This window comes from Enterococcus villorum, from assembly GCF_007990225.1.
GTDB lineage: Bacteria > Bacillota > Bacilli > Lactobacillales > Enterococcaceae > Enterococcus_B > Enterococcus_B villorum.
In genome coordinates this window covers 1-3,287 of record NZ_BJWF01000075.1, presented here as the reverse complement: position 1 = coordinate 3,287, position 3,287 = coordinate 1, and the positions used below count along the sequence as shown (strand labels likewise).

Annotated in this window: 3 protein-coding genes; all 3 read right to left on the bottom strand. The window is 27.6% G+C overall.

Features of this window, described 5'->3' with window-relative positions; translation table 11 throughout:
* Positions 1 to 529: 529 nt before the first annotated feature.
* The 3 genes from EVI01_RS13255 to EVI01_RS13245 all read right to left on the bottom strand — a co-directional run bounded on the left by EVI01_RS13255 (position 530) and on the right by EVI01_RS13245 (position 2,706).
* The gene (locus tag EVI01_RS13255) at positions 530 to 1,099 is read right to left on the bottom strand and encodes a hypothetical protein (protein ID WP_010751824.1); all 570 of its coding nucleotides are present in this window, start codon (positions 1,097 to 1,099) and stop codon (positions 530 to 532) included.
* Between the two features lie 18 nt (positions 1,100 to 1,117).
* Complete coding sequence (locus tag EVI01_RS13250; protein WP_002345137.1) at positions 1,118 to 2,083, bottom strand: DUF6731 family protein; 966 nt, start codon at positions 2,081 to 2,083, stop codon at positions 1,118 to 1,120.
* Positions 2,084 to 2,508: 425 nt separating this feature from the next.
* The gene (locus tag EVI01_RS13245) at positions 2,509 to 2,706 is read right to left on the bottom strand and encodes a cold-shock protein (RefSeq protein WP_010751825.1); all 198 of its coding nucleotides are present in this window, start codon (positions 2,704 to 2,706) and stop codon (positions 2,509 to 2,511) included.
* Between the last annotated feature and the right edge of the window lie 581 nt (positions 2,707 to 3,287).

The window sequence follows — 3,287 nt, the reverse complement described above, 5'->3', positions numbered from 1 at the left end:
TTTTTATTTTTCCATTTTTTGACTAATTCTAGTTAATTCTGATTGCTTTAATATCAACGTTTATATAGTTTTTCAGTTACTAATATTTTCTATATTTTTCTAAATAGTATGGTCAAAGTATGGTCATTTTTCATCTCATTATATAGCATGACGTGTTAAAAAATACGTCATGCTTTTTTATAAAAAAAGACTACTCTTTCGAGTAGCCTCAGAAGTAAAGAAACGAGATAAAATTAGAGATCTTGTGAAATTGTGAAGAATTTTACCTCGAATTTATTTTGTGCTACACAGTTTGAAGATTATAGGATGAACACACCATACAGTTATATAGTTTAGTAGCACGATATAATTATAAGCTATGAAATCAACTTTTTTTATTCGTTTTGATTATAGCTAATATAAAAAATACTATCTGAAGGTGGGTGGGAATAGTTTAGTTGTGGGTTGACTTACGTGATAAATATAGCAAAAAAATAAAATTAATTGAAAAAAACTCTTCTATGGTTGAGTGAGTTTTTTCGATAGACACTTAACTTTTTTTTCTAAGCTTATTTTCCTTAGGCGGTTCGTAAGTAATTATTTTAGTTATTAAAATTATTAAGTACATAACTTGCCATAAAGTCTTAAGAAATAAATAGGACCAAAAGATTAGAAACGTACTTTTTAACAAAAAACTCACTGCTGGTAAAATTAAGTTCAACGTTAAGGTTAAAACCACGAAAAATAAATTAGTGAGAAACGCGTTTCTTAATTTTAACATTAAACTTTTATAAAAAAAGGCATCTTTACCAGCTTTTGCTGCATTAACAAAAAAAGTAGAGTCTTCTTTCATGCTTATTAACAATCCAATTAAAACACCAATAACTCCTAATATTATTGATGAAATAGTAATAGTATCACTTATACTATTTCTAATAGAAAGAAATTTTCCACACATATAAAAAATTGAAAATACTATACAAAAAATAAGTATTAATTCATTATGAACTACATTCACTCTATCTAACCAATAATAATCTTTTCTTTCTATCGCTTTTTTTACATCATTAAAATGCCTCCTGCTTACCTTCCTGATATATTTGAAATGTTTTGTAAGCATTGGATATCACATCCATCCCTATTCTCTTGCCAATATATTCATAACTGTTCTCTGCATATGGACGTTCTCATGAAAATAATTTTGTTCTTTAAAACCATTAAATATATATTCTGCACCTATAGTTGACCTATTCTGAACATCTAAGATAATCTTAGATGTAAGCCTAGGTGCTATCAAATCAATATATTCGATCGAATTTTCTTCATCTTTTCTAGAAGCTATATTCATTGAAACATCGATATTTTTATCTCTTAATTCTAATACTTCATCAATTAATTTTCTTGTTTCTGTCTCATCAAGACTTTTCTGTTTGGGTGCTCTTGCCATAGTAACAGTAATTTCAAAATTCACTCCATTTATTTCGTTTAGGGCTTCTATAGCAGTCCCCATAAATTGTGTGTCCAAGTCTTCATTAGCAATTTCTTTATAATCAGCTCCCTTAATTGTAATAGATCGATAAATATTGTTATGCTTAACTCTTGAAATTGCAGTTTGATCAATTATTGGTTCAAGACTAACTATATATGGTACATCACCATCATTTTCACCAATAGCATCTTTATATTTCATTCTGAGATTACTTAAGGTCATAGTAATCTGTTTAGTTGTTAATCCATAGAAGTTCCCTTGAGTTATTAAAATATTTAATTTTGGATCAAATATCAGTAAATTAAATTCACCTAAAAATTCGTCATCAGCTAAATTTAATGGAATTTTATCCTGATTTACTCTTTTTCTAGAAGGAATATTCTTAGAACGTAGTTTCGATAATTGTATATAATATAAGTCATTAAATTCATCGTAACCACAACTATTCCATTCTAAATCAGAAATTTCATCTCCAAGTATTACTGATGGATCAAAAGAATGTTTATTTCCAATGATATATTCAATAAAATCTCTCATATCCCATTCAAACATTTCATTTTGATTATTAATCAATTTTACATGAAAATAATTAAATCGTATTACTTGTTTTGCCATAAATATTCCTCACTTTATTATAATTGCCACTTTAATTAAAGCAAAAGAAAACCTTAAAAACAAGAGTCTTAAGGCTTCAAATGGCAAATATAAATATTGAGGATTACATAATTATATTAACATAGAGGGAACGTAAGTTCAATCCAAACGTTTATGATATAAAAACATTATTTTATGAATCTAGTTTTACTGACATTGTAATATTTTTGTAAACAAACCGTATACTAAGCCATATAATTTTATGGTTTAAAAATTAGTCATTAAAAGCAAATAAATAAGCTCAAAACGCCCATAAATAAAATCTGGTGAGCTTTGAGCTATAAATATTATTATCTGATGTACCCTGTAGGACTCGAACCTACGACCGTTCGGTTATGAGCCATTATATAAAAAACCACCTCGATTGAGGTGGTTAAAGTTCAACATTATTTTACGATATTTACTGCTTGAGGACCACGTTGTCCATCTTCAATATCAAAAGTCACTGCTTGACCTTCATCTAATGTTTTGAATCCGTCACCTTGGATAGCTGAAAAGTGTGCAAATACATCATTTCCATCTTCACCAGTGATAAATCCAAAACCTTTATCTGAGTTAAACCATTTTACTGTACCATTATTCATATATATTTCCTCCTAATACGTGTTTTGTTGCAATTAATATTACTTGGTAAAAGGAGTTTTATAGTGTGAATATATAGCTCAGATTACGTTTCAAATTAGATTACTTATTTACTATAACACGGATTTAATAGTACCACAAGGATAAGCACTTGATACAGTTTAAATATGAATAAATCGGTTTGAAGATTTAGAGAAACTGAAATAATTATTTGAAGAACGGAAAAAAGATCTCAGCCAAAATTGATTGGTTAAGTTTTTTTATAAAATAAAGAAAAATATATAATTTTTACTGGATGTTGTAACGGATATGCCCTCACTTGCTGCGATCATCAACAGTATGATTATTTAAAATATACTTTTGTTGCTCCAGAAGAATTAGTAAATACACATTGCAAAAAAGGCAAGGATATCACATCTAAGAAAGAATGTTTTTAAAAATATCTTTTCCTTTCTTTATTGTACCTATTATATTAAATATCTAGTCAAAGCACACTAACTAATTTATATATTTAATTTGTTGTTCCTCTATTATTGGATAGCTAATTAATTTCTCACTATTTAAATCTTCTTTATTCATATCC

What these genes read in the sequence shown, in the direction of transcription:
- EVI01_RS13255 (WP_010751824.1), bottom strand. Translation starts at nt 1,099, where the DNA reads ATGCTTACAAAACATTTCAAATATATCAGGAAGGTAAGCAGGAGGCAT.
- EVI01_RS13250 (WP_002345137.1), bottom strand. Translation starts at nt 2,083, where the DNA reads ATGGCAAAACAAGTAATACGATTTAATTATTTTCATGTAAAATTGATT.
- EVI01_RS13245 (WP_010751825.1), bottom strand. Translation starts at nt 2,706, where the DNA reads ATGAATAATGGTACAGTAAAATGGTTTAACTCAGATAAAGGTTTTGGA.